The organism is Acidobacteriota bacterium (assembly GCA_038040445.1).
GTDB classification, from domain to species: Bacteria; Acidobacteriota; Blastocatellia; order UBA7656; family UBA7656; genus Onstottus_A; species Onstottus_A frigus.
In genome coordinates this window covers 226335-245355 of record JBBPIG010000004.1, presented here as the reverse complement: position 1 = coordinate 245355, position 19021 = coordinate 226335, and the positions used below count along the sequence as shown (strand labels likewise).

At 56.6% G+C, this 19021-nt stretch carries 12 protein-coding genes; 7 read left to right on the top strand and 5 right to left on the bottom strand.

Annotation, left to right across the window (positions count from 1 at the left end; translation table 11 throughout):
* Positions 1–6 precede the first annotated feature (6 nt).
* From AABO57_06400 to AABO57_06375, 6 genes are all read left to right on the top strand, one after another.
* Complete coding sequence (locus tag AABO57_06400) at positions 7–2868, top strand: HAMP domain-containing sensor histidine kinase (protein ID MEK6285354.1); 2862 nt, start codon at positions 7–9, stop codon at positions 2866–2868.
* The gene (locus AABO57_06395) at positions 2865–4523 is read left to right on the top strand and encodes a response regulator (GenBank protein MEK6285353.1); all 1659 of its coding nucleotides are present in this window, start codon (positions 2865–2867) and stop codon (positions 4521–4523) included. The genes AABO57_06400 and AABO57_06395 overlap by 4 nt, the downstream gene beginning before the upstream one ends.
* Before the next feature lie 15 nt (positions 4524–4538).
* Positions 4539–5981, top strand: a complete 1443-nt coding sequence (locus tag AABO57_06390; GenBank protein MEK6285352.1) for a hypothetical protein — start codon at positions 4539–4541, stop codon at positions 5979–5981.
* Positions 5982–5989: 8 nt separating this feature from the next.
* Positions 5990–7342, top strand: a complete 1353-nt coding sequence (locus AABO57_06385; protein ID MEK6285351.1) for a sigma-54 dependent transcriptional regulator — start codon at positions 5990–5992, stop codon at positions 7340–7342.
* Between the two features lie 453 nt (positions 7343–7795).
* Entirely contained in the window at positions 7796–8563 is a 768-nt protein-coding gene (locus AABO57_06380) for a hypothetical protein (GenBank protein MEK6285350.1), read from the top strand.
* A gap of 775 nt (positions 8564–9338) precedes the next feature.
* Complete coding sequence (locus AABO57_06375) at positions 9339–11414, top strand: VIT domain-containing protein (GenBank protein MEK6285349.1); 2076 nt, start codon at positions 9339–9341, stop codon at positions 11412–11414.
* Between the two features lie 343 nt (positions 11415–11757).
* On the opposite strand, the gene arsM is transcribed toward AABO57_06375, so the two are convergent.
* The 3 genes from arsM to AABO57_06360 are packed head-to-tail and all read right to left on the bottom strand — an operon-like array spanning position 11758 to position 13877.
* On the bottom strand, positions 11758–12621 hold the full coding sequence (gene arsM, locus AABO57_06370) for an arsenite methyltransferase (protein ID MEK6285348.1): 864 nt from the start codon (positions 12619–12621) through the stop codon (positions 11758–11760).
* A 58-nt stretch (positions 12622–12679) separates the two neighbouring features.
* Positions 12680–13486 (bottom strand): hypothetical protein, encoded by an 807-nt coding sequence (locus AABO57_06365; GenBank protein ID MEK6285347.1) that lies wholly within the window; start codon positions 13484–13486, stop codon positions 12680–12682.
* A gap of 49 nt (positions 13487–13535) precedes the next feature.
* Positions 13536–13877 (bottom strand): metalloregulator ArsR/SmtB family transcription factor, encoded by a 342-nt coding sequence (locus AABO57_06360; protein MEK6285346.1) that lies wholly within the window; start codon positions 13875–13877, stop codon positions 13536–13538.
* A 193-nt stretch (positions 13878–14070) separates the two neighbouring features.
* Here AABO57_06360 and AABO57_06355 point away from each other — a divergent pair, with 193 nt between their 5' ends.
* Positions 14071–15423 (top strand): ectonucleotide pyrophosphatase/phosphodiesterase, encoded by a 1353-nt coding sequence (locus tag AABO57_06355; GenBank protein ID MEK6285345.1) that lies wholly within the window; start codon positions 14071–14073, stop codon positions 15421–15423.
* A gap of 235 nt (positions 15424–15658) precedes the next feature.
* On the opposite strand, the gene AABO57_06350 is transcribed toward AABO57_06355, so the two are convergent.
* The gene (locus AABO57_06350; GenBank protein MEK6285344.1) at positions 15659–16456 is read right to left on the bottom strand and encodes an alpha/beta fold hydrolase; all 798 of its coding nucleotides are present in this window, start codon (positions 16454–16456) and stop codon (positions 15659–15661) included.
* A 29-nt stretch (positions 16457–16485) separates the two neighbouring features.
* Entirely contained in the window at positions 16486–19011 is a 2526-nt protein-coding gene (locus tag AABO57_06345; protein MEK6285343.1) for a zinc-dependent metalloprotease, read from the bottom strand.
* Between the last annotated feature and the right edge of the window lie 10 nt (positions 19012–19021).

Sequence of the window (19021 nt, the reverse complement as noted above, 5' to 3'; positions counted from 1 at the left end):
AAAAGCATGTTTTCCGACTTGCTAAAGGATGCGCTTGATTTCGTCAACGAGTACCGGCACGTCTTGATGATCTTGACGGCGGCGATGGCGGGATTCTTCGCCGTGGTGATTCTTATCCTTCGGTACTTCGCACTGTCGGCCGAGCGCTGGGCGAAGTTCTTCGCGTGGGGATTCGCACTACTTGCAATACAATACATAATTCAGCGTGGCGGCTATCACATGGCGGCCGTCCAAACCTCCACAAGTGCAGGAGAATCCATTTACCAGATCCTTCGTGTGCTGAATCTTTTCTTTTCAACCGCAAACAATCTGCTATTTCTCGCAGCGGCATTCGATCTGTTGGACAGAAGGCCGGCGGTACCGAAGCTAGCTTGGTGCATTGCTGTTCTTGCAATTCTTTGCGGGCTTCCCGGCGACGCCTTCTTATGGTCTCGAATGCCAGATGCTCTTTTCTCCGCCGCCTGTCTTGGGTTGGTCATTTACGCCACATTCACTAACATTGGATTTCGCCGCCGCCCCATCCTTGCGGCCATCGCCATAAATGTCGGCAGCGTTTACGCGCTAGTGCAGGTGGTTTACGGGTTCAACCCAATTATCGCCTCAAGTCAATGGAGATGGGTGATTGAGTTGATGCATCAGTTCGACATAAATGACGGACCCCACGACGCATTACACTTCTTGGACGCTCTGACCATTCTCGCTGCCTGGCCGCTCAAGTATGGCCTTTTCGTGTCGGCGTTTTTTCTCCTCATGCGAACTCTAGTTGTAGTGTCGTCGGGCGACGTCAAGAAGATGATGAGTGGCATTACTGCCGGCAAGGCGGAGTATCTGGAAGGCCCTGGCATCGTGCGATCTATCGCGGAGAGCGTTGGAGCGGACCGCACCGAACTATCTTTAAGACTTCCGGGGGCTACGCTAGGGCGGGTCAAGACCTTGAGTTGGGACGTACGAAAGCAATCCGGGGATGGACGCGGGAGCACCCTCTTTCCCCCGACGTACGACAGCATTCAGGAAGAGGTATTTGAAACGGGACAGGAGTTCAGATACCCTCGACCGAACTGGGAGAAGTCATTCACCGCGCACGCATTCGAACCTCAGGACAACCATTCCTCAATTGTTGCGGTGCCCATTCGATTTCATGGCGCTGTAATCGGATGTCTGAAGGTAATCTGGGAAACCGCGGCGTATAGCGCGACAGCGCTTCAACACATAAGACAGTTGGCCGATCTAGTGGCTCCGGCGGTTCAATCCAATCGGGAGCTCGCGGCCCTCGACCAGCTTGGCTATGGCTTTTCGAGGTTACAGGTAGAGCAGCCGATGGCGGACATTGAAAGGTCGGTTGAGAAAATGACGCAGATCCTGCACGACGTTCTCTCGCCTCTCGGCACCTGCATTCTGGTGGATAAGGGATTCAGATCTTTTCGCAAGATTGAGGCGGCGGACCCTGCCTACCGCGATATCCTCCAACAAGACGTTAGAGGCCGTTTGAATCAAGTTTGGTCCTCTGTAGTTGATGACGACGGACATCAAACTACCGAGATCGCCCGGAGTCACCTAGTGGCGATGCGATCGGCGGAACCAACCCCTGATGTTTTCCTAGGTGAACTCATCTTGCTCGTGCCATCTGGCCTTGACGAAGTATCGCATCCTTCGCTAGGAACCAACTACGTTCATCGGAGAGCCGTAGCCTCATTGGTTTCCGATGCGCTTCTTGACTCGGCCCGCAAGTACTTTGATGACCTATTGAAGGAGCTTGGCGTGCGTCTCAACCAAAAGGAAGCGACCAATGTCGCTGCCTGGTTCAAAGCGGTCCAAGAGATTGCCGGCAAAGCCGGTCTGAGGTGGGTAGTATCAACACAGCCGGGAACCGAAGAGCTCTTAGGAGACGAGGAGGCAATCGCGATTGTCAAAAGCTTGGGGCCGGGCGCCGGTGATGGTGACGCCATCGCATTGATTCATCAGTATTCGGAGGGAGGTAACTGTAATCAACTCGTCAGGATTACGCTTCCAAACACTAAGGGTCGCGTTTGGATGGGAGTGGAGCGCGAAGGCTTCGGCCCCGAGCTGACCTTCCATTCGCCATGGAGCTTGTTTCTTGAATACTTTGGTGACATTGCGGATTCCGCTTTAGTAAGAATAACCGCTGCAATCGAATTTCAACGACTCCAGGCAGATGCCGCTCAGTATCAGGGGTTGGCCACGGTCGCCGTAACGACGGGAACGCTGATCCATCAGTTGACCAATATGGTGAAGGGATTGCAGGGTCCAGCGAGCACCCTGAAGGATGCTGTTGCACTCGGAAGGATCGAGTGTGATGAACAACTCAGTAGGCTCATAGCTCTGATGAGCGATTCGACCACGAATCTCTTGCAACTCCTCAGCCCAATCGCTAACGTCACCAAGTTGGATGCGCATCGACCCTGCTCGCTAGCAGACGCAGCGCAACACGCCCGGAAGCTGTTTGAGGTTCTCCTTAGTCAGCGTCAGATCGCTCTCACCGTGACAGTTGCTCCTGATCTGGTGATCGATGTGCCATTTCACGTTGCGGGACTCGCCCTGGCTAATCTTGTACACAATGCTAGCGATGCGTTGAGCGGCGCCGGCACAATCCGGATTGACGCTGACGACGTTGGGGATGTGGTGCTCTGCCATGTGACCGATGATGGTCCGGGCGTCGCCAACCACATAAGAGATCGCATCTTTGAATTGGGTGAGACCACAAAGCCAGGCAGCGGCGGATGGGGCCTGTACCTCGTGGATCGCTCCTTGCGAGAGAATCGTGCTGGAATCGAGCTAACGAACCCTGGTCCTGGCGGCACCAGATTCACCATTCGATTTCCCAAACCTAGACCGGAGGATCAAATATGATAAGCGATACGATCCTGATTGTTGAGGACAACGACTCTCAACGACTGGCATTACACACGGCACTAGAGATGCGCGGCTTTAGCGTGGAGAGCGCAGGAAGTGTGGAATCGGCCCGCGCACTAGTAAACAAACTCGGCGATAAACTCGGAGTGATGATCTTGGATATGCGCTTGGAGGACCGCCAGTATCCATCAATCACGGGCGCAGACCTTGGTCTCGAAGTTCGCGCTTCGCGACCTGCATGGCGACCGGAGTTCTTAATCACATCAGCCTTCTCGGAAGTAGATTACTATCGCTTGGCCGTAGAGCTGGGAGTAGCAGCTTACCTGCACAAGGAAGAGCACACGCAGAACCAGGTTATTAGGCACGTGCGGGGACTCATGCTTAGGCGAGCGCTGAGCGTTGAGAGACCGGGCGCCGCGGAAGAGATTGGCGTGATAGCGGACGCCAGTCGAGACCGGGCCGATGCGGTGCTCAGATTCTGCCGACAAGTCTTGGCGCCCGCATTCGAGGCGGTCGCCGGAGTGCCGTTCGTCATTCTCGCGACGGTGGTGAACGGGGTCACAATCTGCATTGGAAACGCCAACTTGCCCGAGAGTGAGGACCCAGTCTACAAGACCTTACAGGGCTTAGTTCACGGCGAGGCAAACCGAACGCACCCCTTCGTTTTTGACTCAGCGAAGCTAGGCGGCATGGATAATGCGCAGGCTTGGAGCATTGCAGAAAGGTTCAGAGACACCGCGTTTCTTCCTCTATCAAGCGGCAGAGGATTTACACTTTCGGTCGGCTTCCTTGACGGGGACGCTGGCCAGAATCCTCTTCGCGAGAACGCGCTCGAATTGTGCAAAGTGCTGGGCGGATATCTTCGTCCGGCGGTCGTTGAACACTTGCTCACAGTCCTCACCCAGCTTGGCGTGTCTGCCATACAACGTCGGCGGGAAGTGCTCCGCGCGACGGCTCGCCTCTGTCTCTTTATAGGTCAGGAGCAACTGGACGTCCTATCAGACGCCGAAGATTCCGACGAAGCTCCGCGAGGACTGCACTTTCGCAGACTCCAATCCCTTGCTGAAGACCTTCGCGACACGGGTGAGATGCTCACGTCTCTAACCGACGATGAGGACAAGGAAACTGAAACCACCCGTGCGACGCCTCCGGAACGTACAGTCTCGATGTCCCGACTTGTTTCGTCGGCTTGGGAAGAGATTGTCAGGAACCAGCCGAAGGACCAAATCGCCATCGACCTGGACGGGGACTGCAAGGTCCTGGCGACGCGCGAGGACCTTTTCATTGTAGCCTCGCGATTACTTCAATGGCTCGCGCGACGACGCGTTGAGGCCTCCTCAGAAATGCCTCACCTAATAAGTGTCCGATGTACTGAAACTCCGGACGGTCCGCAAGTGACGCTTGAAGACCGCAGCCGCAGACTACCCGAGCGGCTTCGCCGCCAGCTCTTCTTCCCGTTTTCTCAAGCGGTCCCTCTGTCTGTCCTGGAGAAGGACAAGGGACCGGGTATTCACCTGCCGCTTTACCTGGCCAAGATGATCGTCGAAGTGAAATATCGCGGCCGGCTCGAAGATCGTTCCGACGAAATCGAAGGTGACGCCGGCCACAGATTCGTCATCAGTTTCCCTAAGCCCGACACTCTGGCGAAGTAAGAAGTAGAGGATTGAATGTCAACCGACGTCATCATACTGCCGCAGGGCGGACACGAGCCGCTTTGCGCCTGGACAGTGCGATCGGCCTTCGACCTCCAGCTTGATGAATGGAGAGACGCCGCGCTCCAGTTCGAATCGCGCGCCGCCCAGGGCGACTGGCCGGCGGTAGATGTATTTCTGTGTCCGTTGGGTGACCACTTCCTGGCTTGGGATTCCTTCTTCATGGAAAGGCTGCTCCGGACGGCGCGAGACTACTGTTGGGGGTCGGACATCTACATTGTCGCAGACCGGCGGATAAGAGTTTCGGCAGGTCAGATCGACGACCACGCCTCCATGTCACATTGGTTCAAGACCGCACAAGAGCAGGGAACAACCGATATCATTCAAGTTGATATCGACCGCTCGGGATTCAATCCAGTGGATCCGATCGATCTGAGCCGGGCGTCGGAGCTATCGAAACTGCGGCAAGAGGTTCTAGGGTCACGGATCTTCACCGGCAATTGGAAGTGTCATCTCGCCGATTTGAAACGCCGCTTGCCAGCCTTTCTCGATCCTTTTGTGATATACCCGGTGGAGCCACGTAGCGACGCGAACATTGTAATCGTCGTGGACAAGGGCGCCGTCGATCAAACCGAGTTGGTAAGAGATGCTCGCACTCGTTACTCTGCAAGCCGCTATCTCGTGTCGGCCCTCGGTGTGCACCCTTCAGCGGATTTGCGTGCAATGTGTCAGGGCGACCACGACCTTGCGCTTCTTAGATGCCGTGGCCACTTTGAGCTGCGCTACCTTATGGCTCAGCTTAATACGACAAGCCATCGACGAACCACAACTCGAACGTGTGCGAGCCAGCGGGTAACTATCAAGGACCCGATTTTCGCGCCGCCCACCGCACAAGAGAGACCAGGCTTGCTCGTCACCAGCAGTTTCGATCCAGCCTCTGAGTATGGCCAGTACTTCGAAGCCGCGCGCGATGCCGGCGCGATTGCATACGAAAGGCCTCCAGGTACTCTGTATCGAGCCCATCAAGCAATAACGCGAGGGAACCTCGCACAAGTGTTGAGATCATTTTCGACACTGACGGCTTGGGTCTATCTTGGTCATGGTGATGGCGAGAGAGGTCTCCAAGAAGCAGGTTCGGGAGGGTTCGCGGAGCCTGCGGAGTGGCTTGCTTGCTTCACTGCCTACGGCAGCGCTCTTCCCCTCGCGGTTTTTTCGGCGTGCAGGTCAACCGCGATTGCTCGTTGCTTTGCGGAGGCCGGGACCGGTTTAGCAATAGGATTCGAAGAGGATGTGCCACCGGAAGCCTGCAGACTCATTGCAACGCCCGTCGTGCGAGCAGCGCTTCTGACCCACGGCGACACGCAGGAAATGCTCAATGCTTACCACGTCGGCTGTACCGACCTGATCGCAGCAGGCTATAGTGGCGTAGGCCCCAAGGCTTTCTACGCGGATCGATAGAGGTAGCCATGCCCATCGTTCTGTTCGCACCTGGTGACTTTCCAATCGATGAAGTTGCAACGGTCCTCAACGAGTACGACCTGGACGTCGTTTCGCTGCAATTGGATTCGAGTCTTCGCAACGCGGGCCTCTCCGTCCAAGTGGATAAAGCCATCGCGGTGATTCCGAAACAGGGCGTTGTTGATGTAGGCGAGGAGGTATCCTCGCTCAGAGAACTCATTGGATCGGAGCCTTCGTTACTTCTTTGCACCGCTCAGCCAAGTTCTCGGCGGATACTACATGAATGCGGGGCTTCGCAAGTGATTACGCCACGAAGCTGGACAGCCGCTCACGTCGCCGAGCGCATACTTGCTGAATTCATACTGGACGGTAGCATTCATCCTTTGCATTGCGGGTCCCTTCGCGGCGGAACCCCACAGATGCGAGAGTTGTATCGGCACATCGACAAGCTTGCGCCGATTTCAGAAACGATCTTGATTCTCGGCGAAAACGGAACTGGAAAAGGATTAGTCGCAAAAGAGATTCACGAACGAAGCGGGAGACCCAACCCGTTTCTGCCCGTTAACTGCCCTCAACACAGTCGCGAGCTGTTGCCAAGCGAACTCTTCGGCCACGAGCGCGGGGCGTTCACGGGGGCGACGCAGGCGCGTCGGGGCCTGCTTGCTGAAGCTCAAAGCGGCACCGTCTTTTTGGATGAAATCGGAGAACTCGATCTGGCGGCGCAAGCTCAACTACTCCATGTGATTGAGGAAGGCGAAGTGATGCGCGTAGGAGGAAGTCGATGGGAGAAGATTCAGGCTCGTATCGTTCTTGCGACGAACCGGAACCTGACTGAGGAGTGTGCAGCGGGGAGATTCCGAATGGACCTGTACCAGCGGATTCGAGGGTTCGCGCTGGAAGTGCCGCCATTACGAGAGCGAATGCCTGATATTCCGCTGCTCGCAAGTCATTTTGTGAGCGAGTACAACACCGAACACAAGACTAACCTAACAGCCGCGCCCGGCTCCGTTGAATGTTTGTTCCGCTACGACTGGCCCGGTAACGTGCGTGAGCTCCGCCTGATGATTAGGAAGGCTGCGATCTACGCGGACGCCCCGACCGGGCATATTAGCGCGGCCGTTCTTCAAGAGAGCGTTCGAACTCGCGAATCGTCTCGGCCCGCACATTCCGTGAGTTTCAATCCAGCAATGGATAGCTGGCGCGACTTCGTCGATCGAGCCGAAGCTGCATACTTTCGCGCCGTGTTAGCCGAAGCAGGCGGTAACGTCACGCGGGCGGCGGAGCTCGCAGGGTTGAGTCGGTCACAGTTTTACAAGAAGCTTGAGGAGATCCGGGCGGCACGGGCCAGACCGGACCAGTAGAGTCGAGAGTATGCGGAATCACCTCACCCGAGATACCGCTCGAGAGGATGCTGAAGAAACATCAAGTGATCCCCAGCGAGAATCTACCGCAAAGTCTGCTACGATATTTGAATGCAAGATAAGACTCCGAATCTTGAATTGGCGGACCGTTGCCGAGGACGGGCTGCCCGAGCGCGTGCACTGTTGTTCTATTCCCTCTAGGGTCGTTCAGGCTCCTGGAGAAAACAATTCCTTGAAGATTTGTTGCCCCAAGTGCCACGATCTTTGAGGCGGGAATTGAACAGACCAAGATCTCAACATCGCTGCAAGAATAATTAGGTGGAGGCTTATGAGAAGGCTTCGAAACCGCATTCCGCCGGAGATCTGGGAACTCTGGACGGAGAAATCTTTCATAGAAAGTTTTGCAGGTGACCTAAGCTTTGTTATTTTCACCGCGGCCGAACAGGATCGACTATGCCATTGCAAGGTGAGATGTATGGGCATTTTACAGCATCTGGTAAATTAGCCCTTTTGATGGACGAGTGGGTATCATTGGCAGAAAAGCAATACGGCCTGCCACAATTGCCTGTAACCATCATCAATCGGCGCGATCACCCAAAATTATCGGGCGACAGAGGTGAGCTTAACACCGCAGTACCTGAGCTAGTCAATGGGCAGCCGATGTTGGTGGTGTTTTTGGAGAATACTGACGCGGTAAATGAGATCTTAGTAGCGCACGAAATAATGCACTGGATTTTGAATCTGAATGGGTTCAAAGGTGTCAGTGAGGCATCTAGATTCTATGACAAGATCGCATCCTATCTAACCTCACTTGTTTCTCACGTGCCTCTAAATAGGTTTATGACGGAGCGCGGCTTTGACTACCTCTCCTATGAGAACGAGCGCGCTACAGAAACATTGAATGCCCTGCCCCGAGAACTCAAGAAGCCGCGGGTTGAGCAAACGTTAGTCTGGACAGTACTCTACCTATGCGACGTGATTCTGAATTGCTCTCCTAAGATTCGTAATGAGATAGAGAAGCAAATCGCCGCGGATGGAAGAATCAACGCAAAGGTGAACCAAGTGCTTTCCATTCTCGGGGGCTTCAACCTACACGACGTGAATGAAAATTCAGCCGCCCTCCAGAGCTTATTGACAGAACTTGAGCTGCATAGGTTTGGCACGTTTAATGTGAGTGACCATTCAGAGTACATTAATCAAGTACTCAGCAAAGGAAGGTAAGCATAGTGGCGGAAAGCACGCGCATCTCAAACCGGGGCTACCCGTCAATTTCTCTCGGACTTAGGTTAATCATTGCGGGCTCCGCGGCAAAATGAATTGCCAAGCAGAGCAACGTCCGCACGGGCTGACTCTGAACAGCGAGCCTGCTTTGGGCTGATAGCCCTGAGCAGGAAGTAGGAGATGACAGGTTAGCCTGCTTTTCTTCGCTAGGTCTGGACTTGTCGGTTCGCTAACTCGTACAGCTTCTTGAAATGAACGCAAGATAATGCAGAGGGGTGGGTAATGACTATGGGGTTTGAAAGGGTCTTCGATGCGGGAGGTGTCCAGGGGCGAGCAAGTAGACGGAAAGCTCTGCGCTGTTTGACTGAGTAACTCACTGTTTAGCTCCGGCGGTTTTGGGCACGGGAATCGATTCTGCGCCAGCGGCGATACCATATTCAGTTCGTGTGAGATCGCTGCCGAACCCACCAAATCGCAAGAACGAAATCTTCCGGCGTTCAAAAGAGTGAATGAGACAACACAACGAATCATCGATGAGTATCGACCCACTATCCGCCCGCGAGTTCAGGAGAGAAAGATCATGAGACTGGGAATGCTTGCTCTATTGAGACCGGGAATGCTTGCTCTATTGAGACTGAGAATGCTCCCTCTACTGAGACCGATATCAAGACCGAGAATGCTGACTCTATTCGCGCTGCTGCTTTTCGGCGCCACTTCCGCTTACGGACAAGGTGTGATCCTGCCGCAGGAGTGCCGAAGATGCCCTCCGATCCCAATGCCAAGACCTGTTCCAATTCCGCGAGTGCTCAACATCAAATCGGTGAAGATCACTACCAAAATTGATGCGCAGGTCGCGACCACAAAAGTCGAGCAGGTCTTCGAGAACGACACGCCGTATCGGCTCGAGGGCTCTTACTTCTTCCCCATCCCGGAGAGCGCGTCCATCTCGGACTTCGCTATCTACGATGGCGACAAACGCATGGCCGCCGAGATCGTTGAAAGAGCAAAGGCGCGGCAAATCTACAACGAAATCGTGCGCCGCCAGATTGATCCTGGACTGCTCGAGTACGCAGGCAAGGACTTGTTTCAGGCCAGCGTGTTTCCCATCGAGCCGCGCAGTACCAAGAAGATCGAGCTGACCTACTCTCAGGTGCTCAAGAACGAAGGCGGCACCGTGAGCTATCGCTACGAGCTTGGCTCAGGCCGCCGCATTCAGCCGCAGCCCATTCGAGAAATCGCCGCCAGCGTCGAGATCACCTCGCCAATTGATTTGAAAAACATCTTCTCGCCCTCTCACAAGTTCTCCGTCAACAAAGACGGCGAGCGCCGCGCTCGTCTCAGCTTTGAAGGCAAAGGCGAAGACACGCAGAAAGATTTTCTACTCTACTATTCGCTTTCGGAAAAAGACTTCGGCCTGTCGCTTTTGACAAACCGCGAGCCGGGCAAGGACGGCTATTTCCTTATGCTCATCTCGCCGAAGTCGAACATCGGCGAGCAGGAACGCGCCGCCAAAGACATCGTCTTCATTCTCGACACCTCCGGTTCAATGAGCGGCGAAAAGATAGACAAAGCGAAAGCCGCGCTGAAATTCGGCGTCGAGTCGCTGTCGCCGCGCGACCGCTTCAACATCATCTCGTTTTCAGGCGAAGAGCATCTGATGAAAGCAGGTCTCGTCGAAGCGAACCAAGACGGCAAGCAATCCGGCCTCAAATTCATCGCGAACCTGCGAGCCGAAGGTGGCACCAACATCAACGACGCGCTCGTGCAGGCGTTCAAGCAGTTTCAATCCAGCGAGCGTCCGGCGATGATCGTCTTTGTGACGGACGGCTTGCCGACCGTTGGCGCGACGGACGTGAAGCAGATAATCAAGAACGTAGCGGACGCGAATCGCGCGGGCGTGCGGCTGTTTTCGTTCGGCGTCGGCTACGATGTCAACACCAACCTGCTGGATAAACTCTCGGCGGACAATCGCGGCGCGAGCGATTACCTCGAGCCGCAGGAAGACCTCGAAGTCAAAGTCTCGAATTTCTTCGCACGGGTGAACTATCCGGTGCTGTCGGATTTGAAACTCGATTTCGGCGGAGTCGAAACGGAATTGACTTACCCGCGCACGCTCGGCGATTTGTTCAAGAACTCGCAACTGGTCATCGTAGGGCGATACAAAAACAGCATGAACTCCACTACCGTTCGACTGACAGGCAAGGTCGGGGCGCGCGAAGAAGTCTTCACGTTCGGCAAACAAAGCTTCCCGGAGGAACGCGGCGACAATCCGTTCCTGGCGCGACTGTGGGCCACGCGAAGAGTTGGATACCTGCTCGAACAGATTCGCTTGAACGGCGAGAACAGAGAGTTGAAAGACGAGATCATTCAGCTTGGCACGCGCTACGGCATCGTCACTCCTTACACGTCTTTCCTTGTGACCGAGGATATGAAAGACATCGGACGACGAATCATCCCGATGGAACAACGCCGCGCTTTGGACAGCATGTCGCGAGGGGCTGGTTCAGTAGGCGGAATAGGCCGCACCTTCGAGCAGGTAACGGTCACGGGCGAGTCCGCCGTTGTGTACAGCAAGACGGAAAAGAAAATGAAGGAGTCGGATAAGCTGGAAAGCCCCGAATCCTACCTCACCAACATTCGCACAGTCGGCGACAAGACGTTTCAATTGAAAGGCGAGGAGTGGGTGGACACCCGGCTCAGGGAATCGTCAACACTGCCGAAAATCGAGGTGCAATTCGCCAGCGAGGAGTTCTTCAACCTGATTGCCAAAGAGCCGAAGCTGGCCGACTTTTTCTCGCTGGGCAAGAAAGTCGTCGTCGTTTTCAAAGGCAAAGTCTATAAAGTTGTTTGATCGAGCCGCCGGCACCGAGGGCGCGTCGCTTTCACAAAGGCTAACGGGACCGTTCGCGGGGAAGAGGCTGCTAAGCCGACTCGCAATAAGGTCGCTCGGGTTGGGTGTGCAACGACCCGTGCCCGGCGGCCCTAGCAGGCTGCTGAAAAGGGCGACAGCTCTTACAGCGGCTACCCACAGTCCCACCAACTCGGTTGGGGGTACCCCACACAGCAGTGTGGGGAACCCCTCTGCCGTGGGTGGGATTCTCGGGTGTTGACACAGTCTCTGAACGCCTGGGCTAATTCGTAGAAAGCCCGAAACGGATCTCGATTAGGTTCGGCGTACGATTCAAACCTGACAATCAAGCAGCCGGCTTAACCGCGTACACACGAACGCTCGCAGCATAGTCATTGACTCTGTAGCGGCTCAGCAGGTCGGTCAGGTGATTGCGTTCCGAGGTTTCAGCCGGCGCGCAACAACCGGTCGCCGCAACCGGCAACGCTGTTGAAGGCGTGCAACAGGCCTGCTGATTGTCGATCTTGTCGTAGACGTTGAGATCGCGTTTTGTATCCACGATTTCCGCGTGCGCGAACCCCGCTTCCAACAGGCCTCGTTTGTAATCGCCGGTTAGAATCGCCCCGGCCACGCACCCCACGTACGCCAGTAGATCGCTCGACACTTCAGGCGGCAGCTCCTTCTTGAGCGCGATGTCGCTCACTGCAAGCCTTCCCCCGGGTTTGAGCACGCGGACGATCTCTCGAAAGACGGCTTGCTTGTCGGGTGCGAGGTTGATGACGCAGTTGCTGATCACGCAGTCAACAGAGTTGTCCGGGAGCGGCAGATGGTCGATCTTCGCCAGGTGAAACTCGACGTTGGTGTAGCCTCCCTTCTCCGCATTTCTGCGAGCGCGCTCGATCATCTCGGGCGTCATGTCGATTCCGATTGCCCGGCCTTCGGGACCAACCTTGGGTGAGGCGAGGAAAATATCAAGCCCGCCTCCGCAACCGAGATCGACCACGACCTCGCCCGGGCGAAGATGCGCGGAAGCCGTCGGGTTCCCGCAAGACAACCCCATGTTGGCTTCGGCCGGTATGGAGGAGAGCTCTTCGGCTGAGTATCCGAATGCTTCGGCAACCGCTCGCACTCCCGCGTGCTCACTTGAGAGCCCGCTTTCGGCAAATGAACCGTATCGGTCTCGTACTGCTTCTTCAATTTGCTTTGACACTGTTCATCTCCTTTTTTCGCTTTCTTGGTGGCGATCCTGTTCATATCAGGAACAACTCTCACTTTTTCGGATGCTCGTGTTTATTGTTCTTTTCGAGCACGTCTTTAGCGAGAGGTTTCGTTTTGAAATCGAAGCGCAGCAACTCCGCCGGTGCGTTGCCGGCATTCTCGAATCTCTGTTGCTGACCGGCTGCGATCCATCTTGTCTGACCCATCTCGAGTCTCAACGCGCCGGTCTTGCGTTTACCTTCGTCCACCTTGAAATTCGATGGGATCAACGCTACGAGCAAAGCCGGCTCGGTTGCGTTGGTAGAGAATTCCAGCGACTTGCCGGGTGCGCAAACCAAACGGCTGATTCGTATCTGTTCATTTTCAAACTGCACTTTTTGAAAGTTCTCACCGGCCGGAGAAGCTTCGCGATAAAAACGGCCCCGCAGGGTCTTCTCGTTCAACGGTTCGGTTTTGAGCTCAACCCGCAAGAATTCGCTTGGAAGGTCCGACAGGTTCTCGACTTCGTGAATCTCCTTCAGCCCTTGATAAAGGCGGAAGCTTCCCGCCTTGGTTGCAGGTCGAGTGACCGCCCCATACGCCAGGCCAATGTGTTTGAAGACGACCGGGCCGCTGTCATTCAAGTAAACATACGCGGATGCGGTCTGCGTATGTTGATGTGGCGGAAGCTTTTCGTTGGGCGCGTAGTGAACCCGCGTCACTTTCACCCAATCGTTTTCAAAGTGGAGTTTGTAGGCTTGAGGCAAGGTCTTCAAAGGGTCTTGAGCCAATGCCTGAGCCGTGAATAGACAAATGGTCAACAAAGCGCAGATGTGCTTTATACCAAGCGTCCCCTTATCTCGTTCGATACCATTCACGTGCGATTCCCCCTTTTCTGTTAACTGACCGCCTCATCCGGCTTCGCGTCTACCTTCGGGCCTTTGGAGAAGTGATCTTAACCGGTTCGACCACTTTGCTGCGTGTGCAGCATTCGGCGTAGAGAAAACCGAGCAGGTCTTGAAGCGCGTCGGCGTTTGCCGAGTACCACAACCACTGCTTGTCTTTCCGCGCGATCACCAGCCCCTCCATCCTGAGCTTTTCGAGATGGTGAGACAGCGTCGAGTTTGGTATTTCAAGCTCGGTTTGGATGTCGCCGACGATCATCCCGTCCGGGTGGGCTGAGAGCAGGAGCCGGACTATCTGAAGTCTCGGCTCGGCCCCGAGCGCCGCGAACATATCTGCATACCGTGCCGTCCCCTCGCTGTTCATATTTCCAGAATACTAGAAATACCTGAATCGCGTCAAGAACTTTTTCAGGAACGCCTGTAAGGGCGGCCGTCCGTGGCCCGCCCTCCCCCCGTTTTGTTTTTTGCCAAACGCGATTAGTTGCGGTAAAAGTGATCGGCGCCGAGTACGGCCACGGAGGGCCGCCCTCACAGGTCTACGCCGCCCGGAGGTATGAATGAGAAGGATCGTGTTCGCGAGCTTGCTGCTGACTCTTATTAAGCCAATGTGGTTCGCTTCGGAGGCGCAGAATCCTGCCGCCGTGCCCGTCGTGCTTATCTCGATCGACGGGTTGAAGCCGGACTACGTGCTCGAAGCCGACAAGCACGGCTTAAAAATTCCGAACCTGAGAAAGCTTGTTGCCGGGGGCGCTTACGCTTCCGGGGTTACCGGTGTGCTGCCAACCGTCACCTATCCGAGTCACACGACGATGGTCACCGGCGTCTCTCCGGCCAGACATGGCGTCATCGCCAACTCGCCGTTCGATCCCTACAGCAAGAACCTGAACGGCTGGTACTGGTACGCCGAGGACATAAGAGTTCCGACCCTGTGGGACGCATGCGCGAAGGCCGGAATCGCGACAGCCAGCGTAGACTGGCCGGTCACAGTTGGCGCGAACATCAGCTTCAACATCGCTCAGTACTGGCGCGCCGACAACGCTGAAGACCGCAAGGTGATTCGCGCGCTGTCAACGCCGGGACTTCTGCGCGAAGCCGAAGCCGCCGTCGGTCCTTACACAGATGGGAACGACTATTCTGTCGCGGGCGACGTTCGACGCGCGCTTTTCAATGTCTACCTTCTCGAAAAGAAGAAGCCGCGTTTTCATCTTTCTTATTTTGGCAGCCTCGACGACGAGGAACATCGAAGTGGTCCTTACAGTGCGCAGACCTTTGTTTGGCTCGAGAAGATAGATTCGATCGTCGGTCAGCTTCGCCAGGCGGCCGAGAAGATCGGCAACGGCCGCGCGATCATCTGCGTGGTGTCGGACCATGGCTTCAAGCTAACCGACAAAGAAGTCAATTTGAACTCGGCGCTTCGCGAAGCGGGACTGATCGAGTTGAACGAGCAAGGAAAAGTAAAATCCTGGCGCGCGTTCGCCTGGTACGGAGGGGGCTCGGCCGGAATCATGCTTCGTGATGAAGCCGACAGTGAAGCGAGAAAGATCGCGGGCGAAGTCCTGAACCGGCTGGCCAGCGACCCGGCATCGGGCGTAGCGAAAGTCGTCGATCGCGCCGCGGCTCGCGGGCTGGGTGGTTTCCCGGATGCTTTATTTGTTGTTGCGTTGCGATCGGGCTATCGGCTTGGTTCGAAGCTTCAAGGGCCGGCGACGGGGGCAGTCAGACCTGGAGGGACCCACGGTTACGCGCCCGATGTAGCCGAGATGAACTCATCGTTCTTCATCGCCGGTCCTGGCATCGCGGCGGGCCGTGACCTGGGTCAGATAGATATGCGAGACATCGCTCCAACGCTTGCAACGCTGCTTCGAGTTTCGCTCCCGTCGGCCGAGGGTCACAGCCTGACACTTCGCTGAGCGTCGCTGTTCAATCCCACCAACGCAGTTGGTGGATTGTTCATACCTAGCCTACAGCCAAAGGGTCTACTCCCTCTCTTCGGGATTCCTCTTTCGCGCGCCACTCACGCCGCGAGTGGCGCGCGAAAGAGGAATCAGGAGGGAAGCGGCGGGGGCCTCGCACTTGTAGGCTGAGTATGAACGATCCCCCAACTCCGTTGGGGGGATTCCCGGGAAGTCTGACTCTTACACACTCTTACGTTGCGCTTTGCTCGGCGAGGAAACCCAGGATCGCGTCATGAGCCGCGTCTGGTTGATCGGTCGGGAAGATGTGGCTTGCAACGGGGATCATCACCAATTTCGCGCCGCTTATTAGCCGCGCAAGACGCCGGCCGTTCTCGGGCGGAACCAACCGGTCTGATTCGCCGTGCACGACCAGCGTGGGCACTTTGAGTTGAGACAGGCGGTTGAGAGATTCGTACGCAAAGATTCCCTGAACCTGCGCAAAGTAGCCCTGAGCCGTCGGGAACGTTCGCCGTCTGATTTCGAGATCCTCTTCAATCCGCTCGAGCGGAGTCGAGGGAGCGTAGATGAAAGGGATCATCGCGTGAATCCCTTCTTCGGCGGACATTGTTCCTCTCGCCATCAGCGTGGTGATCACTTCCGCATCGGCCAGCACCGACTGTGGTCCGCCGTGACTGGTGCAACCTAGAATGAGCGAACGCGTGCGCTCCGGATATTGAAGCGCGAATTCTTGCGCGATCATTCCACCCATCGATATACCAAAAACGTGCGCGCGAGTCACTCCCGCTGAATCCATAACCGCGGCCGCGTCCGCAGCCATCGCAGCAATGGGATAAGGACCGGGAGGAACGTCGGTGCGCCCAACGCCGCGGTTGTCAAAGCTGATCGTCCGATAGTGTTTGGAGACGGCGGGCACAGTGCGATACCACATGTCCATCGTGTAGCCCAGCCCCATAATGAGCAGAATCGGGTCGCCCTCTCCCTGCTCCTCCCAGTAGATTTTCACCCCAGAGTTGTCGGCGTACGGCATAGTGTTTGAGGTCTCCTTCTGCGTTCAGGTTAGTTCTTGGATGCCTTCGACCCGATTGGGTCGCCGGGTGGCGTGGGCAACGGCGGAGTCTGCTTGCGCGTGGCATCGGGGCGCGCCAGGAAACGTTCGATGTCTTCGCGTGTGGCGTTTCGATGCGCGGCGTTGCTCGCCCCCGAGGCCGGAAGCTTCAACCAGGAATTCAATCCGCGAAGTGTCTCCGTTGCGACGGCTCGAACTTGCGTCGAGGCGGCGGAATCAGCCGCAAGCTCCATCAGTTGGTTAACCGTCAAGCTCTGCACCGCGCGAGCGATCTCCGCGTGATAAGCGTTCTTCGGTGTTGCGGTCTTCCAGGTGGCTCCGACCAACGCGTCGACCACTTCTTTGAAGTCGGGGTTCGCGCCGTTGCGTGAGTGGAACTCGATCAGCCGCGCGGCTCGGTTCGGATCGAGCAATCCCGAGACGCCAAAGTCCGCCGCGATGGTGGCCGCCGCAATGGGGTCGAACGTCGGGGCGGTTCGCTTGCTGAACAGTTCAGTAGTTCCGCCCTCGTAACCGAACGCCCGCGGAGGAATCAGATCGAGTATTCGCGGCGGGATTGCGAGCGCGTCAACCTTTATCGTCTCCAACACCGCGGCGAGCGCGTCGCGCTGCCGCGCGGGCGAAACGATTTCCTGCACCTTGGCAGGATTGGCTCCTGAAGCCGTCTTCACGGCATAGGTATAGTAGACTCCTCCGACGGACTTGACCGCCGCTTGAAGCTGATAGCGATGATGCAAGTAGAGCGGAAGCAGCCTGGCTTCGAGCAACGACAACGGGGTGCCCGTCGGAATGTTCTTCAATCCGAATTCCGAAAGCCCGATGCGTCGCACTTCCATCTCGTGTCGAAGCGTCGCTATCGGGTCGTCACCGTTGTCCCAAAGATTCGCAAGCGGATGAGCGGCGCCAGGCGGGCGCGCGTCCGCGTCCGAGATGAACAACATCCCCGCCGCACCGCCTTCTTGCAGTATGCGTTCAAGCTCAGCCGATTCGTTCGCGCCCGGAGCGAATTCGGAGTAGGCGTACTTGATCGCGAACTTGTCGTAAGCGCCGATGCCCACCGCGTACGCGTTTGACAGATCCAACTTGGCGTTCTTTATTTCGACCGTCGGCGCGGGGTAGTCCATCACCGAGGCGCGGCCATAAGTGCTCGCCGCGAAGTTGTGCGCCAGCCCAAGAGTGTGCCCGACTTCGTGCGCGGACAACTGATGTATCCGTGCCAGCGACATCGCCGCCGCATCGGTCGCGGGATCGAGGTCCGTGAGGTAGTCCAGATCCGCGGCCGCGCCGAACTCACACTCGCCTTCACCCTGGCCGTTGGCTGCGAACGCCGGAATCAGACCGGTCCCCAGCATGTAGTCCTGTCGAATTCTTAGCGAGCCCAGGGTAACGTTGCCTTTGATGATCTCACCCGTTCGCGGATCGGTGACGCTTCCTCCATATGACCAGCCGCGAGTCGAGCGATGCACCCAGTTGATCATGTTGTAGCGCAGGTCCATCGGGTCCGCGCCTTCCGGCAGGACCTTCACTTGAAAGGCGTTCTTGAAACCGGCGGCTTCGAACGCCGCGTTCCACCACGCCGCCCCATTGACCAACGCGCTGCGAATCGGCTCCGGCGCGCCGTTGTCGACGTAGTAGACGATCGGCTTCACCGGCTCGGAAATGGCCGCGGTGGGGTCTTTCTTCTGAAGCCTGTGACGCGCGATCCAGCGCTTCTCGACCGGCTCGATGATCGGCGAAGCGTAGTCGTTGAAGGTTATGCCGTGCACACCCACTCGCGGATCAAGCTTGCGGGGTTTGTAGCCATCGCCGGGCAGTTCGACCAACGAGTGGTGTTCGCGGACGGTTAGCGACTGAGGCGAGGGCACGGTCTCACGCACGAGCGGCCCGGGGTCGCCGTCGGATGAGAACGTCAAAATGGTTTCGACTTCCGTGTTTTTCGGGAAGGCCTTCGTGCGCGCAAGGAAGAACGCGCTCCGGGTTTCATCGAGGCGATACTGACCTTGTCTCGCCTGCCGCAGCCGGTCGATCACGCCATGTGCGTCGCGCAGAAAGAACGCAGTCGCGTCAACCAAAACGCGGTCGCCTTCCAAGGCCTCGACTTTGAATCCCCACAACACCGATTGCGCGAATGATTCTTCTACAGCGCGGCGTTCGGCGGCCTCCGGCGATATCGCGCGGTAACGATAGTTCGCCGCTATCATCAACACCTTCGGCCCGATGCGTTCGAAGCGCACGACTTGCGAAGCTCCGAGCTGCCCGCGGTCGAGTCCCAAAGGATTGGAGCCGACGCCGGTCGGAAGCGAAACTTGATAGAGGAACTCCGCGTTGAAGCGCGAGATCTCCATCAGCATCTTTCCGCCGTTGGCGTCCCAGTACAGCGGGACGTAGCCGTCGAGCTTTTGAAGGCCTACGGTGCGGGCGCTGATGGTTTTATCCTGCGGCTTTTCTTGCGCGACAACAGCCAGAGGCGGCAGGGCGATAACTGTTATCAAGAGAGCGATCATCAATCGTGGCATAGTGGACCTT